The following is a 20,147-nucleotide window of genomic DNA, read 5'->3' on the forward strand; positions in this document are numbered from 1 at the left end:
TAGACAAATCAATCCAAAAGTGCGTACTAAAGCCCGTATCTGGGGAAATAGCTACTCTGAGATTCGTTAGGTTTGTGATACGATGAAATATGGAGCAATAACGTGTCCTGGGTTCGTTAGAGACAAAACACCCATTAACTATAACTATAGCGATAGCAAAAAGAGAGCCTGATCACAGTCATGATGACCGAATCAGGCTCTCTTTTATGTTAACTATTGCATGCTAACAGTCTTATTTTGCAGAAGCGTAACGTTTGTTCACTTCATCCCAGTTGATTACATTCCAGAAAGCGGCGATGTAGTCAGGACGTTTGTTTTGGTAGTTCAGGTAGTAAGCGTGCTCCCACACATCCAGACCCAGAACCGGAGTCAGACCTTCGAAGAGAGGGCTGTCTTGGTTAGGTGTGCTAGTGATGGACAACTTGCCATCTTTACCAACTACGAGCCAAGCCCAGCCGGAACCGAAACGAGTTGTAGCTGCTTTAGCGAAATCTTCTTTGAATTTGTCAAAGCCACCCAGTTCGCTATCGATAGCTGCTGCGATATCGCCTGTAGGAGCGCCGCCGCCGTTAGGTCCGATGATTTCCCAGAACAGGCTGTGGTTAGCATGTCCACCACCATTGTTGCGAACCGCTGTGCGGATGCCTTCAGGTACGCTGTCAAGGTTAGCAATCAGATCTTCCAAGCTTTTTTCTTGCAGTTCAGGAGCGCTTTCCAGAGCTGCGTTCAAGTTGGTTACATAAGTATTGTGATGGCGATCGTGGTGGATTTCCATCGTTTTTGCATCGATATGTGGTTCCAGTGCGTCGTTAGCGTAAGGAAGTGCTGGTAATTGAAAAGTCATAATGAAATACCTCCTGAGATTTTAGGTTTTTTTGAAAACAGGTACATATGTAATAATACCCTTGCCACTAATATTAAACCGCATTCGAGCTAATTAAGCAACATTTTTGTTTATTAAGTCCCCCGAGGCGTTGATCTAATGATGGGCCAGAGATAACAAACATATTTTACCCTTTATTCAACTATTTATGTGTTTTCAGGCGTTTAAATGGAGGAAAAGTTTAATATTCGTATGTAAACGGTTACAATTAAGCGCTTTCAAAAGAAAATGCGTGTTTTATGGAGAAAAGTATGGTTTAATTGACGAAGAAGCGGTATTTTCTCGTTTTTTGTCATTATATGAACATTGGGTTTTTGGTAAAAAGGGATTCCCTTTTTGTAAAAAACCTCATCTAAGCTAACGAAAAGGGAGATTTAAGACATGCACGTTCGTTCCTTTCAGTTGAGTGATGCAAGCCAGATGACGGAGCTTCTCCAGGTTGCACTATCGGAAGAGTGTTATGAGAACACGATGGGCCCGTTTGCCCGTCAATTGTCATGGGATTCTGACCTGATCATGGTTGCGGAAGAAGAGGGAGACCTCGTAGGCGCTTTGATCGGTACGATTGATCACAACCAGGGTTGTATCTACCGTATTGCGGTACATCCAGACTATCGTCGCCGTGGAGTCGGCAAAACTCTTGTCGAGGCTATGGAACAGCGGTTCCAGCAGCGTAAAGTCAGCCAAGTATGGGTGGCGGGTGATGAGCACAACAAAGTAGCCATGCCTCTATATGAAGCAATGGGTTACGGTGCCAATCAGATTATGAGCGCTTTCCAGACTCTTAGTATTTTGTCCAAAGCTTAGTTTGCATGTTTAAAAAGAAATAAAAAAAAGATTTTCATTTCATATTAGGCATATCTCTTTAACGTGTAAGAACGTGAGGGATGTGCCTTTCTATTTATATGAGTGTTCTTCACGTCATATTCCTCTGGTTTCCTCATTTTCTAACATACTTCGGAGTCTCCGAATTCTATTAAAATTAACGCGATTATCCCGGCTGTATTCACGATAACGAAGGTATTGGTGCTCATAACCAATTGTTTCACTCTCCCAAATGAAGTAGACTGAAAGGGAGTATGGTTACCATGTTACAAGTTTAATTCAACTATTTAATAAATGAGGTGTCCCTTTGAATTCCAATAATCATTCAATGGAACATGTGACTTCCGAGCAACGTAATGAACCGTCAAAGCCTGAACAACCGGGGAAATCATGGGTTGTCGAGCTGTGGGACTGGGTCAAAACGATTGTTGTTGCTTTTGTAATCATGATGCTGCTGAACCTGTTTGTGTTTAATCTGTCAATGGTCAAGGGACAGTCCATGCAGCCGACACTGGTTGAGCGAGATCGTCTTTTCGTCAACAAAATCGTATACCATCTGGGTACTCCTTCCCGATCAGATGTGATCGTACTTCGTGATCCAAGCGAAGGCGTGGAGAAGAAGGATTTTCTGGTGAAACGGATCGTTGGACTTCCGGGAGATACAATTGAAGTTAGGGATCACCATCTATATGTGAACGGCGAGCAACAAGCGGAAACGTACACCGATATCGAGGTGCAGGACCCTGATTTTGGCCCAATCACACTTGCGCCGGATCATTTCTTCGTGATGGGGGATAATCGTCATGAAGGCAAAAGTAAGGATAGCCGAGTGTTTGGCAGTATTACATCCGACCAGATTGTAGGCAAGGCTGAATTTATTTTCTGGCCGTTTTCTGAATTGAAGAAATTGTAAAATGCTTACAGGACAACAACTTCAGACTGCATTTTGCGTTAAACCATATAGACTCGTTCCGTTTGAATTCAAGTATGTAAGGCATATATAGAAATTAACGCCTGTCCTCATACCGTGAGGCGGGCGTTCACTATTTACGGAATAAGTGTCGGAAGAAGAGAGGGAAGAGAAATGACGAGCGTACAGACCGGGGCAGCACAGGATGCCTCCGTATGGGAGAAGTTAAAACAGGAGATCAAGGCAGCTGGCCCCGGACTGGGCATTGATGATATCGGTTTTGCTTCGGCTGATCCCTTTGTTTCCCTGAAGTCGCTGCTGGAGCAGTCGCGGGATAAAGGGTATGCTTCAGGTTTTGAAGAGCCGGATATTGAAAAAAGAGTGCACCCCGCCTTAAAAGATGGCGAGCCCGCTTCACTTATTGCAATAGCCGTGGCATACCCATCCAAAATGGTGAATCCGCCGAAATCGGAGCCTGGTGCGTATCGAGGCATTTTTGCCCGTTCGGCTTGGGGTCAGGATTATCATCAGGTCCTGCGTGCAGCGATGGACAAGTTGGTCAATTTTATAAAGGAACGCGTACCTGAAGCCATGATTGAAAGCATGGTAGACACAGGAGCATTGGTGGATCGTGCGGTGTCTCAGCGTGCAGGGATTGGTTTTAGTGCCAAAAACTGTGCCATTATATCACCCAAATTTGGTTCATGGATTTTTCTCGGAGAACTGGTAACGAATATTCCTTTTCAACCAGACACACCTGTGACCGAAGACTGCGGTGAATGTACAAAATGTATCGATGCCTGTCCTACAGGAGCATTGGTAGGGCCGGGGCAGTTGAATTCACAGCGTTGTATTTCTTTTGTAACCCAGACGAAAGGGTTCGTGGATGAAGAATTTATGCTGAAAATAGGCAACCGTCTGTACGGTTGTGATACGTGTCAGATTGTCTGTCCGAAGAACCGGGGCAAGAACTGGGATCACCATCCCGAGTTTCATCCCGATCCGGAGATTGTGAAGCCACTCCTGCTACCGCTACTGGATATTGGTAACCGGGAATTCAAGGAACGTTTCGGTCAGAGTTCCGCCGCTTGGCGGGGCAAGAAGCCGATTCAACGCAACGCCGTTATTGCCCTGGGCAATTTCAAAGACAAAAGTGCTGTACCCAAACTTACAGAAGTACTAAAACGTGATCCGCGCCCCGAGTTGCGGGGAACCGCAGCCTGGGCGTTAAGCAGAATTGGAGGAAAAGACGCCATGAGAGCAATTGGGGAAGCTGCCGCTAACGAACAAGATGGGAACGTACTAAGCATGCTGCAGAAGGCCGAGGAGCGACTGAGTTCGTCCGAGACCTTACCCAAACAGCCACAGGCTGGGCAAGTGAGTGAGAAGCAGCCAGAGGAACAGAACAACGAGAACAATGCCTTACGTGCGTTACAACAGGATTTAAAAATGGAAGCTGGGATTGAACCGGGTAGTGAGCAGTCTGCACAGCCTGCCAAACCGGAAGCCGCAGCGTGGAAACCTTCAGCCGTTACGGGTCTTCATGGCAAGCCCGTATACTACGATGAGGTACTGACACCGATTGGTACTCTTACGTTATGCGCGACGGATGAAGGGCTGTGTCATATTGATTTTGGCGCCTTTCACGTACGCGAAGCTCATCTGCAACAATGGGCCCGCATCTGGATTGGCGAGTATCGATATGAGAAGAATGAAGAGAAGCTCAGCGAAGCTGCAAAGCAGTTAAAGGAGTATTTTGCAGGGGAGAGAAAAACGTTCGACTTGCAGCTTGATCGGCTTGGAACACCATTCCAGCTACAAGTATGGCAAGTTCTGTCCGATATATCTTATGGAGAGGCCTCATCACACCAACAGGTTGCGGAAATCATCGGCAGACCCAAGGCTGTTCGTGCAGTTCTGGACGCCATTAGCAAGAATCCGATTCCGATTATTATTCCCTGTCACCGTATCAGTGGTAAAGACGGTACCCTGGTGGGTTATGTAGGCGGTCTGCAAACCAAGGAGCAATTGCTCGCATTGGAGCAGCTATCGTAAGAGCGGGGGACGTTCATGAAGTATGTAAACGTGGAGAGCGTGGAAGCGGGGGAGCTTCTGGGCAAGACGGTATATTCCAGTAATGGTACGGTACTGCTGTCTGCCGGAGTCCAGCTCACCGTATACATGGTCAATACGCTGAAGCGTATTGGCGTGACCATGTTATACATCCAGGATGAAGCGTATAAAGATGTGGATGCAGAAGACATTCTGGATGAAACCACGAAACGGGCAATAATTAACGAAATGAGTGTCACACTCGAATCCATTCGATCCGGGAAAGACTGGAGTCCGAGAAAAGTTGCCCTCAGTATAGAGAAGTTGCTGAATGATGTACTGAACGGGCGTGAAATGCTTGTGCAGCTCACCGATATTCGTACCAAAGACAATGCACAGTATGTTCATGCGATGAATGTATGTTTGTTGTCTTCGGTCATCGGACTGAATATGGGACTCAATTATAATCAACTGAGGGACCTTGCTGTGGGGGCATTATTGCATGATATAGGTAAAGTGGGGGAACCTCCTGGCAGTGGCTCTGCTGCAAATTCTTCGCTGCACCATACATGGCGTGGATTCGAAGTGATTAAGAACAAACGGGAGTTCAGTCTGTTGGTCGCCCATACAGCCCTGCAACATCATGAGCATGTAGATGGTACAGGCATGCCGAGAGGGATCAAGGGGAGTGACATTCATCTGTTTGCGAGAATCGTTAGTGTGGCTAATATCTATGATAATCTCATTAATGGTTTATCCAAGGACAGTTTGATGCCACATGAGGCCTGTGAAGAGATGATGGCGTTGTCTGGTACAAAGCTGGATCGGGACATTCTGATTGAGTTCAATAAGAGTGTATCCGTGTATCCCAATGGTACAGCGGTACGACTGTCCACCAAAGAGACTGGAGTCATTGTGCGTCAACATCGGGGATTGCCCGGCAGACCTGTAATCAGGGTGGCTCGCGGAAGTACGCGTTATTCTCTGGATGTGGTTGAAATCGATCTGGCTCAGCATACAACCGTTTTCATTGAAGCTGTCATGACGTAACTTGTGTGCGGTTCAACTGGAAAATCCGTTTGCTCAAGGCGTGCGGAAATGCTATGATACTTTCAGGAAATCCGCTCTGTGTCAGGTTTGCAACATGTGTGTTGAACATCATGAAGTGACACGGATTATCAGGCTTTTTAGAATGCATACAGAGGTGTCTAAGAGATGGATATTGTTATACCGATTATTACATTGATTGTTGGTCTGGTCGGGGGATTTTTCATCGGGGTGTTCTACTTGCGTAAACAACTTGAGAAAATGCAAAGCAATCCGGACATGCTTCAGAAAATGGCGAAGCAAATGGGCTACAACCTGAATGGCAAGCAAATGCAGCGTGCCCAGCAGATGATGAAGAATCAGCAGCCAGGAGCGAAAATGCCTCAGCCGCAACAGCATCCTGCGCGTAAAAGTTCGGGCCGCCGAAAATAATAGCAGTGAAGTGAATAACTGCTTACCTTATTGTGGTTCGAAAGGAGGTGTTTGGCAGTGGCTGGCGTTAAAGATTATTTGAATTCAAAAGTATCCGACAATCGGGAGAAGATCGAGTACCATGTAGAGCAAATCCTGAAATTGATCGGAGAAGATAGTACACGTGAAGGGCTGCTTGAAACGCCTGCACGTGTGACTCGAATGTATGAAGAAATTTTTGGCGGATATGAAGTAGACCCGCGCGATGTGCTCGGTGTCACGTTTGACGAGAATCATGAAGAACTGGTTATCGTCAAGGATATTGTCTACTACAGTCAGTGTGAACACCACATGGCGCCGTTCTTCGGTAAGGTACACATTGGGTATGTACCAAGTGGCAAGATCGTTGGTCTGAGCAAAATGGCTCGTTTGGTCGAAGCAGTAACACGTCGCCTGCAAGTTCAGGAACGTATTACTTCGCAGATCGCTGACATTCTGACAGAGGCCGTTGAACCTCATGGAGTTATGGTCGTTGTGGAAGGCGAGCACTTGTGCATGTGTTCCCGCGGCGTGAAGAAACCGGGAAGCAAGACGGTAACGTCTGCTGTACGTGGTTCTTTCCGTGAGAATCCGGCACAACGTGCGGAGTTCTTGTCTTTGGTAAAGGATTAAGATCAGGTATGTCCACTCGCTGGACAAGCCGGATGAGTAAGTTCCTTTGGTTTTGGAAGCAGCAGCTTCTAAGCCATAGGATGTGATATAAATAAGCCGTGTTCCCTGGGAACCGGCTTATTTATATATGCGTTGTCATTCCTATATACTGGATGCATATGAATTCGTTAAGCCGGAGGTAATGGAACGATGAGTGTACCTTCCCATTCAGATCAACCGGTTCAACCGGAAAAGGGAATACAGGCAGATCAACAGGCTTCATTGCGTCTGCAAATCTGGGAGACACCACTCATGCGACAAGGTAGTAGTGTACTCGAAGCTTTTGCTTGGGAAGAAGTTATGTGCAGGCGGGTTGGGGCAGGGCATCTACCTGTTGCACATATATGGAGACACCCAGATGCCTTTGTAGCGGGCCTGCGTGACCGCAGGTTGCCACAGGCTGTAGAAGCGATGGAACAGATTAGAAGCCAAGGGACAGCGGTCTGTGTTCGGCCTTCCGGTGGAGCGGCAGTACCCTTGAATCCAGGGGTAGTCAACGTGTCACTGATTCTGCCTAATCCCGGACATGCCATCAATATTCATGATGATTTCCGGGAGATGGCTTCGATTATTGCCGAGTCGCTAACGCCGTGGTCGAATCAGGCGCAAACTGGTGAGGTTCAGGGTGCTTTTTGCCCGGGAGATTATGATGTCAGTGTAGGTGGGCTGAAATTCTGTGGTATTGCCCAGCGCAGGCAGGCAAAGGCGTATATTATTACTGCTTTTATCATCGTGGAAGGTCAGGGAGATCAACTGGCAGCGGACGTGCGTCAATTTTATCAGCATGCAGCAGGTGGGGCGAGTGAAGGATATCCTGATGTTCAGCCTGGCACGATGGCAAGTCTGAAAGAATTGGCAGGTGTACCTTCAGCTGCGGCATATACTGCCGCTTTGGTTCGAACACTGCGCGATCGCTATCCACAGGCGGAGACCAGCAGGGTGCTTAGCGTTGGCACTGAAGAAGTACGCCTGACAGCTGAGCAGATGAAGCTGCGCTACGATTAACACTTTTTACTAGGGCTTGGAATTGGTTAATAGAGATGATATGATGTGATTTCGGAAGGAGAGTGTTAGGATGGACACATTGAGATATACGTATTTATATGAGGTTGTATCAACAGGCGAAAAATCCGAGTTCAGCCAAATGGCAACAAGCAAGGAAGAGGCCGCTGCACTGATCGTTGCACGTATAGCCGATCTGGAGTTTACAGATGAGTCTGATATCAAGCTGGGCGATCTGATCTCCATTAGCAAACAAGTTGGCGACAACTATGTGGCGTGCGAGGGCTGTGCTTCTTAAGTGAACATTTAGAAATAGGAAGTCTCTCAAAATACAAGCAAGTCTCTTTTACAGGAGGCTTGCTTTTTTGTATACACCAAAAGAGATATCTTTCAGTCATTCGGCTGGAGATATCTCTTTTTTCTCTAATCCATCTAACCCAAAGCTTAATAAGGCGGCCACAACAACTTGCGTGCTGTTTCGTAACGCTCGGCAACAGCGGGCCAGTAGACCACATTCCACCAGTCTTCAATATACTTTTTGCGTTCATTCTGATGTTTCAGATAGTAGGCATGTTCCCACACATCCAGTGGCAGGAGCGGTACGATATCGGACTGGGACAGGTTCTGGTGTTTTTCCGCCTGCAGAATCTCCAAACGATGTGCTCTCGGGCTCCAGACAAGCATCGCCCACCCACTGCCTTCCACTTTATTCGCAGCTTCTGTGAATTGATTCTTAAACGCTTCATAACTTCCGAAATCCCGCTTGATCTGTTCTGCCAGCATACCGGAAGGTTTGCCGCCGCCAGCAGGATTCATAATTGTCCAGAAGATCGTATGCAGGTAGTGACCTGCCCCGTTGAAAGCGAGTTCACGTTCCCAATGTTTGATGAGTTCAAAGTTATTCTTTTTTCGCGATTCCGCCAGCTTCTTCTCTGCTACATTTAGTCCGTCCACATAAGATTGATGGTGTTTGTCATGATGGATACGCATCGTCAGCTCATCAATATGTGGCTCCAGCGCATTGTACGCATAGGGGAGAGGCGGCAGTGTGTGTCCTCCGATGGGAACCGGCTTCTCTTTTACAGGAGGTGCTGTAGAACTGGGTGTGGCTTGTGTTGTTCCGGTAGAAGGCGGTTGAATGGTTGCAGATTGGATCTGAGCTGAAGCGGCAGGCGCATTTACATTTCCCTCTGGAGAAGTTGGAGCTTCTGAAGCTTGGCGATGGATGCTTCCTGACTCTGACGTATGCAACGCATTTTCCAGAAAAAGTGATGGCTCCGAATCCGTTTCGCGCAAGATGCCAGGTTGGCCAAGCGTATCCAATACGCCCAGAAAATACTCCGACTCGCGGATAAAATGCAGAATGAGTACTTTGGCAAGCGGAACAGCTTGCACAGCAGCACTTTGTTCCAGAACAACATACAGCTGTTTGATGAACTCTCTCGATTGCTGCCGAGCTGCCAACACAAGTTGATCGATACAACGAACCATGTAGGGAGCAGGTGGATGGGTTGCGGGCAATAGTTGTTTTAAAAGCTGATTGGCTACTCGCTCACTGTTTGCAAAGGTAACCTCCCATTCCTCCAGTAGCTTGACGTATGGGGGCTCCAGATCAGGAACCAGGGCACGAATGACGAGTGTATGTTCTTTCTCCTGCTCTTTCCAGAAACGGATTTCCTCCAATGTCCGCAGAGGCAGCAGGTGACCATATCCATACCAGTTCATATACGCGAGACCTCCTTTAGATGAAATTAAAAAATGCAAAAATAGTTCATACAGGTAACCTAATCCGACAAATGATCTATGCGTTCAGACCGTCTGTTCATGCGTCCCAAGAGTATATTCCACGAGCTTGTTGTCCTATGAGTGCAAAAAAAAGAGCCCCTGAGGGCTCTGGAATAAATTCAATGATTGAAATTTGGTTATTCTCCATTATTCGTGTTCTGTACATCGTCACTGCTTGTTTTCGTTACATGACTGAGGAAAGTTGAGACACGGCGCAGATATTCTTTCGGATGCTCCCGGAAGATCAACTCATGATGCGCATCCTGGACAATCCATACATCGGAGTACGGATTGGTCTGGTTGGCGGCGAGTTGCTCCGCAATTGGATAAGGCGCCTTCTCGTCCTCTGTACCATGGATGAAGAAAATCGGGAACGGATAATCTTCCTTTTTCACTTCCTGGTATGGAATCTGTTGTAATCCGGTACCATTCAGAACAGGGAACAACAGTTTCATGATCTCCAGTGTAGGCTGACGTGGCAAATCGATCTGGTTGTGAATGTTGTGGTACAGCGTATCTGGCTCCAGCAGGAACGCACTGTCCAGAATCATTGCATCCACTTCCTTCGTAATCAGTCCGGTTTGTAACGCTGTACCGGCACCCATCGAGAAGCCCCAGACAACCAGTTCCTGCGCACCGCGCTGCTTGGCGAACTGGATGGCACCCAGCAATTGCTGTGACTCAGCTTTGCCACCTGTGGCTACAGCTTTGTTCACTTGAGAAGCGAAGCCGTAATCGAACATCACCACGTTGAAACCGAGTTGATGGGCATAGTGTGCCAGGTCATACATGGGTACCCATGTTTCTTCACGATTGGCACCATAGCCGTGACTGAAAATAATCGTTTTGCTTGCAGCATTGTCAGCAGGTATATACCATCCCTGCATCGTGCGGCTGCCATCTGCTGCCGGGAACGTGATGTCTTCGTACTTCATGTTCTTGGCCTGCATCGGATTGGAGAAGACCGGCGCTACAGTAGGATTGGATAATACCCATGCGATATAACCATGCAGTGCAATAAAACAAAACAGTAGAAAAAATACAACGGAGAGCAGCAACGCTACGATAATATGTTTGAACCGAATCAGCCTCGGTGATAGGGAAGAGGGCAGATCGGACACTTTTGTTTGCAGCGGGGCTTCGCTCTGGGATGATTGATACATGAATGCCCCTCCTTTGAAGTTCAGTTGAAGATAACAACGACATGAAAAGAGAATTGCGTCGATTTCAGAGCCTGCTTCAGAGCGATATCTTAATGTAATATATCTTTATCGTATGTTCCAATATAGTCAAAGTCAATTGATTGAGGGCATTTGTTACGCAATTGTTATATAGTTCTTAAGATATATGGGTAACATTACCTTAGTGTGTAAATTACAGGGGATTAAGTCTTATAAAAAGGAAAAATTTACACGTTGGCCTATTTTGATTTTGGCTCTTTTTGGTTTACAGATGAGACCGTTTCTCATATAATTTATGTAACCAAGTTTCATGTGATGAAACATGAGGAGGGCATTATGCCATGGAAGATCGCAAGTTAACCGTCCGGGCTGTGGAACGGGCGCTGGATATATTATTATGTTTTACCACACGCAGTGATCTGGGACTCACCGAAATTGCCAGCCAGATCGGCCTGCACAAAAGTACAGTCCACCGTTTGATGGCTACGCTGGAGGATCGAGGGTTCGTGATCCGCGATGCAGCAACAGAGAAGTACCGACTTGGCATCCGAATCTGGGAGCTGTCAGCTCACATGTCCCGCAGTGATGATCCCGCTATTCTGCTGCTGCCTGCGATGGAGCGACTGAGAGATCGATTGGGGGAGACCGTGAGTCTGTACCTGCGTGATGGGAGTGAACGGATACGGATTCAGGCTGTGCAAAGTGATCAGGCGATCCGCCGAGTCGCTCCAGTGGGTGTTAGACTCCCGCTGTCTGTGGGGGCTTCCAGCAAAGTCCTGATGGCGTTTGCCACGGACGAGGATCGTGAAGAACTGATGAACGGGCCGGAATGGCCGGTGTTTATTGATCCCGCGGTGTATTTGGCGCAAATGGGAGATATCCGGGATAACGGATATGCGACGAGTTATGAGGAACGTGAGCCGGGAGCTGCCGCGGTATCTGTACCGATTATGGATCGCAGAGGCAATATTGCAGCTGCCCTCTCGGTCTCAGGGCCTGTCAGCCGACTCTCGCAGGAGACATTACATGAATACGCACCTGTGTTGAAGGATGCAGCTACGCAAATGGGGCTCATGTTATCCTGATGTTGAGGTGAGGTTTTTCTCCAATTGAGTTGGTGTTCTGGAATATAAAGGTTGTTTTTATGTTCCGGTTGCGCTACTCTGTAATGGACGGCCCAACGGGGCCAGCTTTATTGAATATGAACGGCGGCTTATGTAAGCCGCAACTTATTAACGTTACTGGGGGAGTCCGAATTGTCCGGACTGAGACGGAATCGCATGAGATTCCGGACCCTTTGCACCTGATCTGGATCATACCAGCGTAGGGAAGTAATCGGCGAAATGACCACAACCACCACATGATGTGACCCTTGTTGGGCTCCGTTAAGGAGCTGATTGAAGGTGCATTATTGGTGATGGACATAAAAGTCGGTTCCTTCGGGGGACCGGCTTTTTTATATACAGGGAACAGGCGATATAGCGCGTATTCTATGGGCTTCTTTTTCACTAACCTACAAAAGTGGGCTTGGATGAGGAGGGAAGTCTCATAGATCGATGATCTGTGGCAGCCTCCGTCTGTTGTTAACTGTACATGAAAAGTGTCTCCCCTGGTCTGATGTAGGATCGCTCTTTCTTCTCTGCATTGCGCATGATTGGGACAGGTACGAAATTGAGCTAATGACGAAACCAACCAAACAAGCGACGAACACTGAGGAGGAGACAAGCGAACATGAGTACAGGAAATCAAACGGGACAACAAGCGATGGAACAGCAACATAACGATCAGCGGGTGGAAAAGGAAACAGGAGCGGCCGGACGGGTTCAGCCCTTTCCCGGTAGCCGCAAAGTATACATTCAGGGCTCACGGCCGGATATTGCTGTACCGGAGCGTGAGATAGCCCTTCATGACACAAATACTCCCCAAGGGGTGGAGCATAACGAACCGCTGCGTGTCTACGATACGAGCGGCCCCATGACAGATCCCGAATTTCATGCGGATATCCGTGCAGGTCTACCAGCTCTGCGCACTCGCTGGATCACAGAGCGTGGCGATGTCGAAGCTTATCAAGGCCGTACGGTTAAACCGGAGGATAACGGACTGAAGCCCGGAGGGAAGAGAGCCGGCGCCGAAGAGTATCCCGGATTACGTGGCAAACCCTTGCGGGCACAGCCGGGACGCTGTGTAACCCAGATGCACTACGCGAGGCAGGGAGTCATTACGGCAGAGATGGAATTCGCCGCCATTCGTGAAGGCGTGGAACCGGAATTTGTGCGGCAGGAGCTGGCGAGTGGACGGGCCATTCTGCCATCCAACATCAATCACCCGGAGAGTGAGCCGATGTTGATCGGTCGTCATTTTCACGTGAAGATCAATGCCAACATCGGCAACTCTGCCGTATCTTCCTCCATTGAGGAAGAGGTGGAGAAGATGACTTGGGCGGTACGCTGGGGATCGGATACGGTGATGGATCTGTCCACAGGCAAAAACATTCATACCACCCGGGAATGGATTATCCGCAATTCACCTGTGCCAATTGGTACGGTGCCGCTGTATCAGGCGCTGGAGAAGGTGAATGGCGAAGCGGAAGCGCTGACCTGGGAGTTGTACCGTGACACACTCATTGAGCAGGCAGAGCAGGGCGTGGACTACTTTACGATTCACGCAGGTGTACTGCTGCGTTATATCCCCATGACCGCCAAGCGAATGACAGGTATTGTGTCTCGGGGCGGTTCCATTATGGCAGCATGGTGTCTGGCGCATCATCAGGAGAATTTTTTGTACACCCATTTTGAAGAAATCTGCGAGATTATGAAAAGGTATGATGTGGCGTTTTCGCTGGGAGATGGACTTCGTCCAGGCAGTATCTACGATGCCAATGACGAAGCTCAGATGGCGGAACTGGCTACGCTCGGGGAACTGACGCAGATCGCATGGAAGCATGATGTGCAGGTGATGATCGAAGGTCCGGGGCATGTACCGATGCATAAGATCAAGGAGAATGTGGACTTGCAGATGGAGATCTGTAAAGAAGCACCGTTCTATACGCTGGGGCCGCTGACGACCGACATTGCCCCGGGTTACGATCACATCACGTCCGCCATTGGGGCGGCCATGATTGGCTGGTTCGGCACGTCGATGCTCTGTTATGTTACGCCAAAAGAACATTTGGGCCTGCCCAACAAGGATGATGTGCGGGAAGGGGTCATCGCCTACAAGATCGCAGCTCATGCCGCCGATCTGGCAAAAGGCCATCCGCGTGCTCAACGCCGCGATGACGCGTTGTCCAAGGCACGGTTCGAGTTCCGCTGGCGTGACCAGTTCAACCTTTCGCTGGACCCGGAACGGGCGCTGTCCTACCATGATGAGACGCTGCCGGCAGAAGGGGCCAAAGAAGCTCATTTCTGCTCCATGTGTGGACCAAAGTTCTGTAGCATGCGCATTACGCAGGACATTCGTGCCTTTGCGGCGGACAAAGGATTGTCCGAGAATGAGGCTGTAGCAGCGGGCATGCAGGAAAAGGCCGAGGAATATCGGACACGTTCCTAGGCGCCGGTACAGCGCAAGCTGGGCAGTCTGACATCGTTTGAAGGTGAGAATACTGCTATCATGTCTTCATCATCATCATATTGATCAGCTTCCTGATACTTTTTATCAGCATTATGGTTGATTGTCTAGCAGATGTTTAATAAAATGAATGTAAGTAAACACCAATAAGAGTAGCCAGGCCAATGGCTACTCCTGCACAGCATTTGCGGTGGGTATTCCTCCGAGTGCAGCAAGTTCAGATGAAGTGACCCGTCAGGCCGTCAACCTGTGGCGGGTCACTTCTTTTTACGATCGATGTATGTCAGGAGCGCAATAATTAACATCGCGAACACGATTACGTCGTTAAAAGAGAAGTTCATAGGATCACCTCCCACTGGAGGCAAGCCTATTTCCCACCACAAATTGGCTGTACAAAGTGATTATACCATTTGAAATGCTCTTGTTCGAGAGCATTTTTATTTTGCAAAAGGAGTCAATATAGTAGTTTTCACATGTTTTTAGTGATTGTAATGTTTCACTCCAAATCAGCCACTACTATCGAGCCAGGCCCAAATTCTTCTCCAAATACGCCGCAAGCAATGCCAGCGGGCTATGGATTGGAATACCGCGATCTATTGTAACCTGTGCAGCTGCGGGAGCCATAGACAGTTGGGCTGCCACTACCGTTTTACCCGGATACTGCTCAGCAATCTGCTGTAAGCCTTCTCGTACCGCTTCGAGATACCCTTGCTGATCTCCACGCATAATCAACTCAAATGTCCCAGGGATGCACACCGCATCCGTCTGAGATGTCTTGGCAACGTGTAGTTGCCCATTCTCATCCTCTTGCTGTAATGCCTGATTCACCCGTGCCATCGTTCCTTCAATAGTTGCCGGGTTGGTGAATGCTATTATGTAATCTCCTGGTACTCGCCGCATCTCCTGCAATAACGGATCATCTATGCCGATCACAGGCACAGGGACCTGTATGGCTTCCTGCTCCAATACTGTTGCAAACAGGGTACACGTAACCAGAATGGCATCGGCATGACACTCAGCGATCCATTGGAGCGTCTGGGCTACCTTCTCGTGAATAACGACCTCGGAAAAGTCAGAGTCATGTTTAAGACGGTCCAGACCTGGATCGACGTAATGGACCAATTCAACTTCATAAGGAGCAAGCGTCTCTTCAATTAAGGCGATGTTGGAATAATGAGCGTGAAAACAACCAATGGTGATCATGTGCTAAGTCCCCTTTTACAGTTCGTATATGTCATGGATCTCTTAGATATTTAAACCATTATAGAAACATGACTGAGAACTGTACAGTCGTTTATTGTCCAACGCCAATAACCGCCCTTCCGCCAAGCTGCGGAAAGACGGTTGATAACCTGACTCGACTAGGGTCGGTCCGGTGTCCATTTTTATCTAAGGGAAGGAGAAGCGTTTTTCTTCGCCATTTTTTGCTGTAAAATTTCATGAAAGGATAGACCTTGAGTGTTCTCATTCTCCTTTTTAGGAGCAGTGGTCGCCGTGTTGCGCGGATATTGGTGATGGTACGGGATCATTTGCTGAATAGGCATGCGGATCATCTTGGTTCCTCCTTTGATGCGTTTTTTTGAATTATGTATTTCGACTGGTTACCATGCCAGGTGCGCATATAGGTACATGTGACTTGTTAGACGAAATAGAAGAGTTTAAAGCGTAATTCCAATTGGATTGTAGTGATTTTACCCGGTTTTAAGGAGATGTAAACGGTTTTAGGGAAATTCAGGAGTAAAGGACCTGATATGAATGGTTTGATATGGGAGGATCGAATCGGTTGTTATGTGAATAGTCCTAATTTTAAGGAAGTCAATGGTACCCGCATATGAGGCATATTGTCTGGTTAAATGATGCAAAGCATGCTAACTAACTTGGTACCATGGTCGGGTTGTTTAGGGGGTAATGTAGTTCCGGATATAACAAAAAACTGCCGAGTGTACTCGGCAGCTTGCTTGATATGAAGATGGATGCGATGAAACTTGGATTCTGTCTGAGGTGGTATCGTGTTGGTTTTATCTACTTTGGCGAACAGCGATGTATATATCCACTTGTACACTCTCGGGATTTAGGCTGCGTTCATCATATAATTCAAAATCCCCGGTGAACGTACGATCGCTTTGTTTATCCCATGCCCACACGGCTCCCCAGGCTTCGCCAACAACCTCTGCCATCGGTCCTTTTCTGGAAGTGAATACGGCGTAAGTTGCAGGAGGGAGTAGAATGTCATCCAATCCTTCAGGCAATGATTCGTTCGGACTGACCTCATGCCCTACCAGTATGGTGTATTCTCCGGTTATCCCATCGGTGTAATCCGTGTAACAACCATAACGAACAACTTCAGGTGCAGGGAGGTGCTCTGAGGCAAAATAATTGTTCCAGAGTCCCTGAATACAACCTTTGCCACTGATCTCAATGGCGTTGGTTGTGCGGGCGGATACGCCGGCAAGACGTTTGCCAGGGAGCGTGACATAACGAACGGGCTGGGCAGAGAACGAATGCTCTGTTGTTACCTGACCAGGATTAGCGGAAAAAGTAGGGTTTTCAGCGAGAGATTCTGCATGTTGATCTGTTGTATTTGTGCGCCAACGCTTCAAAAAAGGAAGCTGGTTGCGCAGCATCGAACGAGCGGATTCCTCATCCATGCCTTCGTCCTTCAGAATGGCAGTGCACATCTCCGTCATGCCTTCAAGTGACATACCGGGCTGCTCAAACTTGCCCTCTTTGTAACAATAGATACAGTACTCACGGGTTGTGCTTCCATCTGCTTCCGTTCCGAATTGGGCAGGGGTTGTGAGTGGCATACCGCAGCTTTGACATACAGTGACGTTCATAATTAGTTCCTCCTCATATATGTAGAGATTGAATATATCTGAAGTATACGAGGAGGAACTGGACAGCTGTCTGTCAGGTTTGAGTCGGGGAGATATAATTTTGTACAATTTGCTCCGCGATACGGCATATTTCATCCCGAATATGCTGAGGTTCCAATACTTCAACGTCCGCGCCGAAGCCCAGAATGAATCCATATAACCAGCCATCCTCGGGAAAAGCAACCTGGCTGATGTAATACCCAGTCCCATCAGGCATGACGTTCTCGATCCCAAACCATTCTTCCGCAATATGACGGACGCGAGCATGGAATTTCAAGGTTAACCTAGCTTGATTGTCCGGACGGCTCCATTCCTGTTGCCAGGGTCTGTCCTGTGGGTTGATGACTTTACGCTCGAAGTGCTCATTAGCAAGTGTGACATCTTGCATGCGCACAAGCTTGAACATGCGAAATTGATTCCGCTCGTGACAAAAAGCATACAGATACCAGGAATTCTTCTTGAGTACGATGGTATGAGGGTCAGCAGTTCGGTGAGTATGGATACCTTCCGCACTGCAGTAGGTAAAGGTTACGGGGCGTAATTGATCCATACCCTGTTCGATAAGTTCAAGCTTGATTTTCAGCGCTTCGGGATGTGTCCAGGTTGAATAATCAACGATGAATCGATTGGTATTGGCCTGAAAATCGTCATTTTTGGATTCAGGTACGATACTGCTGAGTTTTTCGACCAGAAGCTCACGCGCCGCATTAGCATGGGAAGTGGATACACTGCGCAGTGCAGTGACGATTGAAGCGAGGTCCTTGTCTGTTAATACGTTTCGATCCAGACGGTAGCCCTCTGCCAGACCAATCCCGCCGCTTGCCCCCTGATACGTCACCACCGGAATGCCAGCTTGGCCCAATGTGTCGATGTCCCGATAGATGGTCCGAATGGATACTTCAAACGTATCTGCCAAGTCTTTGGCTTGTACTCGTCCACGATTGATCAGCAGCACTACAATGGCTAACAAACGTTCCAGTTTCATATCTATGGATTCCTCTCATTGGTTTATCTGTTGGATTCAAATATGTTATATTGTTGAGCATCACACATAGGAGTGGAATAAGCAATGAAGCGAATTACGATTCTGATCGCAGACGATGAAGTTGAGATCGCTGATCTGGTTGCTTTACATTTACAAAAAGAAGGATATCACACCATCAAGGCCTTTGACGGGAAGGCGGCGGTTCAAGCTGTTCAGACCCAAGCGATAGATTTGGCGATTCTGGACATCATGATGCCTGGCATGGATGGGTATGAGGTGACCCGTAAAATTCGGGAGCAGCATCATTTACCGATCATTTTTCTGAGTGCCAAAACGTCAGATATGGACAAAATTACGGGACTTGTGATGGGCGCGGACGATTATATGACCAAACCGTTTAATCCGATGGAACTTGTTGCCCGGGTCAACTCTCAGTTGCGTCGTTCTCTGCAATTCAGCCAGTCTGTGCCTGTTCAGAGGTCCATTCTGGAGAAGGGTGGGCTCATTATCACGCCAGATCAACATCGCGTTACACTCTACGGCAAACCAGTGGAACTAACACCGAAGGAGTTCGACATCTTGTATCTGCTCGCGAGTCACCCCAAGCAGGTGTTCAGTGCAGAAAACATTTTTGAACAGGTGTGGGGAGAAGCCTATTACGAGAGCGGGAATACCGTGATGGTCCATATTCGGACCCTGCGTAAAAAGCTGGGAGAAGATGTGAACAAGAATAAGTTTATCAAAACGATCTGGGGTGTGGGGTACACGTTTAATGACTAAACGAAGAAGTTTTCGTACAACCATGATTATGTTGTTAGGGTTGAGCATGCTTGCTTCTGGCGCAATTACCTATGGGATTTACAAGCTTTTACAAGCTTATTATTCGGGTGTCCGTGCAGAAGATCAGCTCGCTGAATATCGTCATTTTATGAAAAGTATCGGGGATATCTATTTCTTCCTGATTTTATTTATTCCACTGGCCATTCTATTTTTCTTCTGGTTTACCAAGCCCTACGCGACGTATTTCAAGGACATTTCCACAGGGATCAGGCATTTGGCCAATGGAGACTTTCAGCATCGTGTGCAGATCTCCTCGAAGGACGAGTTAGGTACGATTGCGGAGGATGTGAACCTGGCAAGTGAGAAGTTAAGGGAAGCGGTAGAACGAGGGGATTTTGCTGAAAATAGTAAGGACCAGCTTGTCGTCAATCTGGCGCATGACCTGCGAACCCCGCTGACGTCTGTGCTTGGATATTTGGATCTGCTCATGAAGGATGATCAGTTAACGGAGGAGCAGGTGCGGCACTTTACATCGATTGCATTCACCAAATCACAGCGTCTGGAGAAGCTGATTGATGATTTGTTCGAAATTACCCGTATGAATTATGGCATGCTGCCTATAAACAAGACACAGCTGGATCTTAGCGAACTGTTGAAGCAGATGAACGAAGAACTTTATCCTGTATTTGAAAAGAACCAACTAGTCGCCCGACTAAAAATAGACACTGACCTTACGGTCTCGGGTGATGGCGAGCTGCTGGCTCGAGTGTTCGAGAATCTGCTAATTAACGCTGCACGGCATGGCAAGGATGGCATGTACGTAGATATTAACGGATATCGGGATGCAGAACAGGTCATCATTCAGGTAATTAACTATGGTGGACATATTCGTCCGGAGGAATTGCCGCATATCTTCGATATGTATTATACCGGAGATCGTGCCCGGACCCCTCAGGAGGGTGGGACAGGCCTAGGCCTTTTTATTGCACGCAATATAGTGGAACAGCATGACGGGACGATTTCGGCCCAGAGTGATGTGGTACGGACGCAATTCGAAGTTCGTTTGCCCGTATTTCAATGAGGTCTAACGTCAAATTTAAGAAAAACTTTAAAATTGCCCTGCTTTTTCTTT

19 protein-coding genes and 1 riboswitch are annotated in these 20,147 nt (G+C 47.8%); of the genes, 12 read left to right on the top strand and 7 right to left on the bottom strand.

Annotated elements, in window-relative coordinates:
- Nucleotides 1-232 precede the first annotated feature (232 nt).
- Complete coding sequence (locus MHI12_RS03400) at nt 233-844, bottom strand: superoxide dismutase (RefSeq protein ID WP_036614138.1); 612 nt, start codon at nt 842-844, stop codon at nt 233-235.
- Between the two features lie 420 nt (nt 845-1,264).
- On the opposite strand from MHI12_RS03400, the gene MHI12_RS03405 reads away from it, so the two are divergent.
- The 8 genes from MHI12_RS03405 (at nt 1,265) to MHI12_RS03440 (ending at nt 8,139) form a co-directional block, all read left to right on the top strand.
- Nucleotides 1,265-1,690, top strand: a complete 426-nt coding sequence (locus MHI12_RS03405; protein ID WP_017690782.1) for a GNAT family N-acetyltransferase — start codon at nt 1,265-1,267, stop codon at nt 1,688-1,690.
- Nucleotides 1,691-2,036: 346 nt separating this feature from the next.
- The gene (lepB, locus tag MHI12_RS03410; RefSeq protein ID WP_211085211.1) at nt 2,037-2,621 is read left to right on the top strand and encodes a signal peptidase I; all 585 of its coding nucleotides are present in this window, start codon (nt 2,037-2,039) and stop codon (nt 2,619-2,621) included.
- 171 nt (nt 2,622-2,792) lie between these two features.
- Entirely contained in the window at nt 2,793-4,673 is a 1,881-nt protein-coding gene (gene queG / locus MHI12_RS03415; protein ID WP_405171528.1) for a tRNA epoxyqueuosine(34) reductase QueG, read from the top strand.
- Nucleotides 4,674-4,688: 15 nt separating this feature from the next.
- Nucleotides 4,689-5,720 (top strand): HD domain-containing phosphohydrolase, encoded by a 1,032-nt coding sequence (locus MHI12_RS03420; RefSeq protein ID WP_405171529.1) that lies wholly within the window; start codon nt 4,689-4,691, stop codon nt 5,718-5,720.
- A gap of 165 nt (nt 5,721-5,885) precedes the next feature.
- Complete coding sequence (locus MHI12_RS03425) at nt 5,886-6,149, top strand: YneF family protein (RefSeq protein ID WP_017690778.1); 264 nt, start codon at nt 5,886-5,888, stop codon at nt 6,147-6,149.
- Nucleotides 6,150-6,206: 57 nt separating this feature from the next.
- Nucleotides 6,207-6,800, top strand: coding sequence for a GTP cyclohydrolase I FolE (gene folE / locus MHI12_RS03430; RefSeq protein ID WP_036668229.1), 594 nt, complete (start codon nt 6,207-6,209; stop codon nt 6,798-6,800).
- 189 nt (nt 6,801-6,989) lie between these two features.
- A complete protein-coding gene (locus tag MHI12_RS03435) occupies nt 6,990-7,844 on the top strand; it encodes a biotin/lipoate A/B protein ligase family protein (protein WP_405171530.1) in 855 nt (284 codons plus the stop codon).
- A gap of 70 nt (nt 7,845-7,914) precedes the next feature.
- Complete coding sequence (locus MHI12_RS03440; protein ID WP_036614132.1) at nt 7,915-8,139, top strand: hypothetical protein; 225 nt, start codon at nt 7,915-7,917, stop codon at nt 8,137-8,139.
- Nucleotides 8,140-8,285: 146 nt separating this feature from the next.
- Here the strand turns inward: MHI12_RS03440 and MHI12_RS03445 are convergent, their stop codons facing one another.
- Nucleotides 8,286-9,566 (bottom strand): Fe-Mn family superoxide dismutase, encoded by a 1,281-nt coding sequence (locus MHI12_RS03445; protein ID WP_405171531.1) that lies wholly within the window; start codon nt 9,564-9,566, stop codon nt 8,286-8,288.
- A 197-nt stretch (nt 9,567-9,763) separates the two neighbouring features.
- Nucleotides 9,764-10,789 carry an alpha/beta hydrolase gene (locus tag MHI12_RS03450; protein ID WP_036614129.1) on the bottom strand — a complete coding sequence of 342 codons (1,026 nt, stop codon included), beginning with the start codon at nt 10,787-10,789 and terminating at the stop codon, nt 9,764-9,766.
- Nucleotides 10,790-11,148: 359 nt separating this feature from the next.
- Between MHI12_RS03450 and MHI12_RS03455 the strand changes: the two genes are divergently transcribed.
- Together MHI12_RS03455 and thiC are read left to right on the top strand one after the other, a co-directional pair.
- Nucleotides 11,149-11,892, top strand: a complete 744-nt coding sequence (locus MHI12_RS03455; RefSeq protein WP_017690772.1) for an IclR family transcriptional regulator — start codon at nt 11,149-11,151, stop codon at nt 11,890-11,892.
- Between the two features lie 148 nt (nt 11,893-12,040).
- Nucleotides 12,041-12,154: riboswitch (TPP riboswitch) on the top strand.
- Between the two features lie 417 nt (nt 12,155-12,571).
- The gene (gene thiC / locus MHI12_RS03460) at nt 12,572-14,356 is read left to right on the top strand and encodes a phosphomethylpyrimidine synthase ThiC (protein WP_405172925.1); all 1,785 of its coding nucleotides are present in this window, start codon (nt 12,572-12,574) and stop codon (nt 14,354-14,356) included.
- A gap of 534 nt (nt 14,357-14,890) precedes the next feature.
- On the opposite strand, the gene MHI12_RS03465 is transcribed toward thiC, so the two are convergent.
- The 4 genes from MHI12_RS03465 to MHI12_RS03480 form a co-directional block, all read right to left on the bottom strand.
- A complete protein-coding gene (locus MHI12_RS03465) occupies nt 14,891-15,577 on the bottom strand; it encodes a hypothetical protein (protein ID WP_405171532.1) in 687 nt (228 codons plus the stop codon).
- A gap of 182 nt (nt 15,578-15,759) precedes the next feature.
- Complete coding sequence (locus tag MHI12_RS03470; RefSeq protein WP_017690769.1) at nt 15,760-15,927, bottom strand: hypothetical protein; 168 nt, start codon at nt 15,925-15,927, stop codon at nt 15,760-15,762.
- Between the two features lie 465 nt (nt 15,928-16,392).
- Complete coding sequence (locus MHI12_RS03475) at nt 16,393-17,211, bottom strand: zinc ribbon domain-containing protein (protein ID WP_405171533.1); 819 nt, start codon at nt 17,209-17,211, stop codon at nt 16,393-16,395.
- Between the two features lie 73 nt (nt 17,212-17,284).
- The gene (locus MHI12_RS03480; protein WP_405171534.1) at nt 17,285-18,235 is read right to left on the bottom strand and encodes a helix-turn-helix transcriptional regulator; all 951 of its coding nucleotides are present in this window, start codon (nt 18,233-18,235) and stop codon (nt 17,285-17,287) included.
- A gap of 84 nt (nt 18,236-18,319) precedes the next feature.
- On the opposite strand from MHI12_RS03480, the gene MHI12_RS03485 reads away from it, so the two are divergent.
- Both MHI12_RS03485 and MHI12_RS03490 read left to right on the top strand, forming a co-directional pair.
- A complete protein-coding gene (locus tag MHI12_RS03485) occupies nt 18,320-19,015 on the top strand; it encodes a response regulator transcription factor (RefSeq protein WP_211085189.1) in 696 nt (231 codons plus the stop codon).
- Nucleotides 19,008-20,096 carry a HAMP domain-containing sensor histidine kinase gene (locus MHI12_RS03490; RefSeq protein ID WP_307540032.1) on the top strand — a complete coding sequence of 363 codons (1,089 nt, stop codon included), beginning with the start codon at nt 19,008-19,010 and terminating at the stop codon, nt 20,094-20,096. Before MHI12_RS03485 ends, MHI12_RS03490 begins: the two co-directional genes overlap by 8 nt.
- Nucleotides 20,097-20,147 lie beyond the last annotated feature (51 nt).

The sequence above is a fragment of the Paenibacillus sp. FSL H8-0280 genome (assembly GCF_045040665.1).
In the GTDB taxonomy this organism is placed as follows: domain Bacteria; phylum Bacillota; class Bacilli; order Paenibacillales; family Paenibacillaceae; genus Paenibacillus; species Paenibacillus xylanexedens_A.

Coding starts and splice junctions, on each gene's coding strand:
- MHI12_RS03400 (WP_036614138.1), bottom strand. CDS start 844: ATGACTTTTCAATTACCAGCACTTCCTTACGCTAACGACGCACTGGAA.
- MHI12_RS03405 (WP_017690782.1), top strand. CDS start 1,265: ATGCACGTTCGTTCCTTTCAGTTGAGTGATGCAAGCCAGATGACGGAG.
- lepB (WP_211085211.1), top strand. CDS start 2,037: ATGGAACATGTGACTTCCGAGCAACGTAATGAACCGTCAAAGCCTGAA.
- queG (WP_405171528.1), top strand. CDS start 2,793: ATGACGAGCGTACAGACCGGGGCAGCACAGGATGCCTCCGTATGGGAG.
- MHI12_RS03420 (WP_405171529.1), top strand. CDS start 4,689: ATGAAGTATGTAAACGTGGAGAGCGTGGAAGCGGGGGAGCTTCTGGGC.
- MHI12_RS03425 (WP_017690778.1), top strand. CDS start 5,886: ATGGATATTGTTATACCGATTATTACATTGATTGTTGGTCTGGTCGGG.
- MHI12_RS03435 (WP_405171530.1), top strand. CDS start 6,990: ATGAGTGTACCTTCCCATTCAGATCAACCGGTTCAACCGGAAAAGGGA.
- MHI12_RS03440 (WP_036614132.1), top strand. CDS start 7,915: ATGGACACATTGAGATATACGTATTTATATGAGGTTGTATCAACAGGC.
- MHI12_RS03445 (WP_405171531.1), bottom strand. CDS start 9,566: ATGAACTGGTATGGATATGGTCACCTGCTGCCTCTGCGGACATTGGAG.
- MHI12_RS03450 (WP_036614129.1), bottom strand. CDS start 10,789: ATGTATCAATCATCCCAGAGCGAAGCCCCGCTGCAAACAAAAGTGTCC.
- MHI12_RS03455 (WP_017690772.1), top strand. CDS start 11,149: ATGGAAGATCGCAAGTTAACCGTCCGGGCTGTGGAACGGGCGCTGGAT.
- thiC (WP_405172925.1), top strand. CDS start 12,572: ATGGAACAGCAACATAACGATCAGCGGGTGGAAAAGGAAACAGGAGCG.
- MHI12_RS03465 (WP_405171532.1), bottom strand. CDS start 15,577: ATGATCACCATTGGTTGTTTTCACGCTCATTATTCCAACATCGCCTTA.
- MHI12_RS03470 (WP_017690769.1), bottom strand. CDS start 15,927: ATGATCCGCATGCCTATTCAGCAAATGATCCCGTACCATCACCAATAT.
- MHI12_RS03475 (WP_405171533.1), bottom strand. CDS start 17,211: ATGAACGTCACTGTATGTCAAAGCTGCGGTATGCCACTCACAACCCCT.
- MHI12_RS03480 (WP_405171534.1), bottom strand. CDS start 18,235: ATGAAACTGGAACGTTTGTTAGCCATTGTAGTGCTGCTGATCAATCGT.
- MHI12_RS03485 (WP_211085189.1), top strand. CDS start 18,320: ATGAAGCGAATTACGATTCTGATCGCAGACGATGAAGTTGAGATCGCT.
- MHI12_RS03490 (WP_307540032.1), top strand. CDS start 19,008: ATGACTAAACGAAGAAGTTTTCGTACAACCATGATTATGTTGTTAGGG.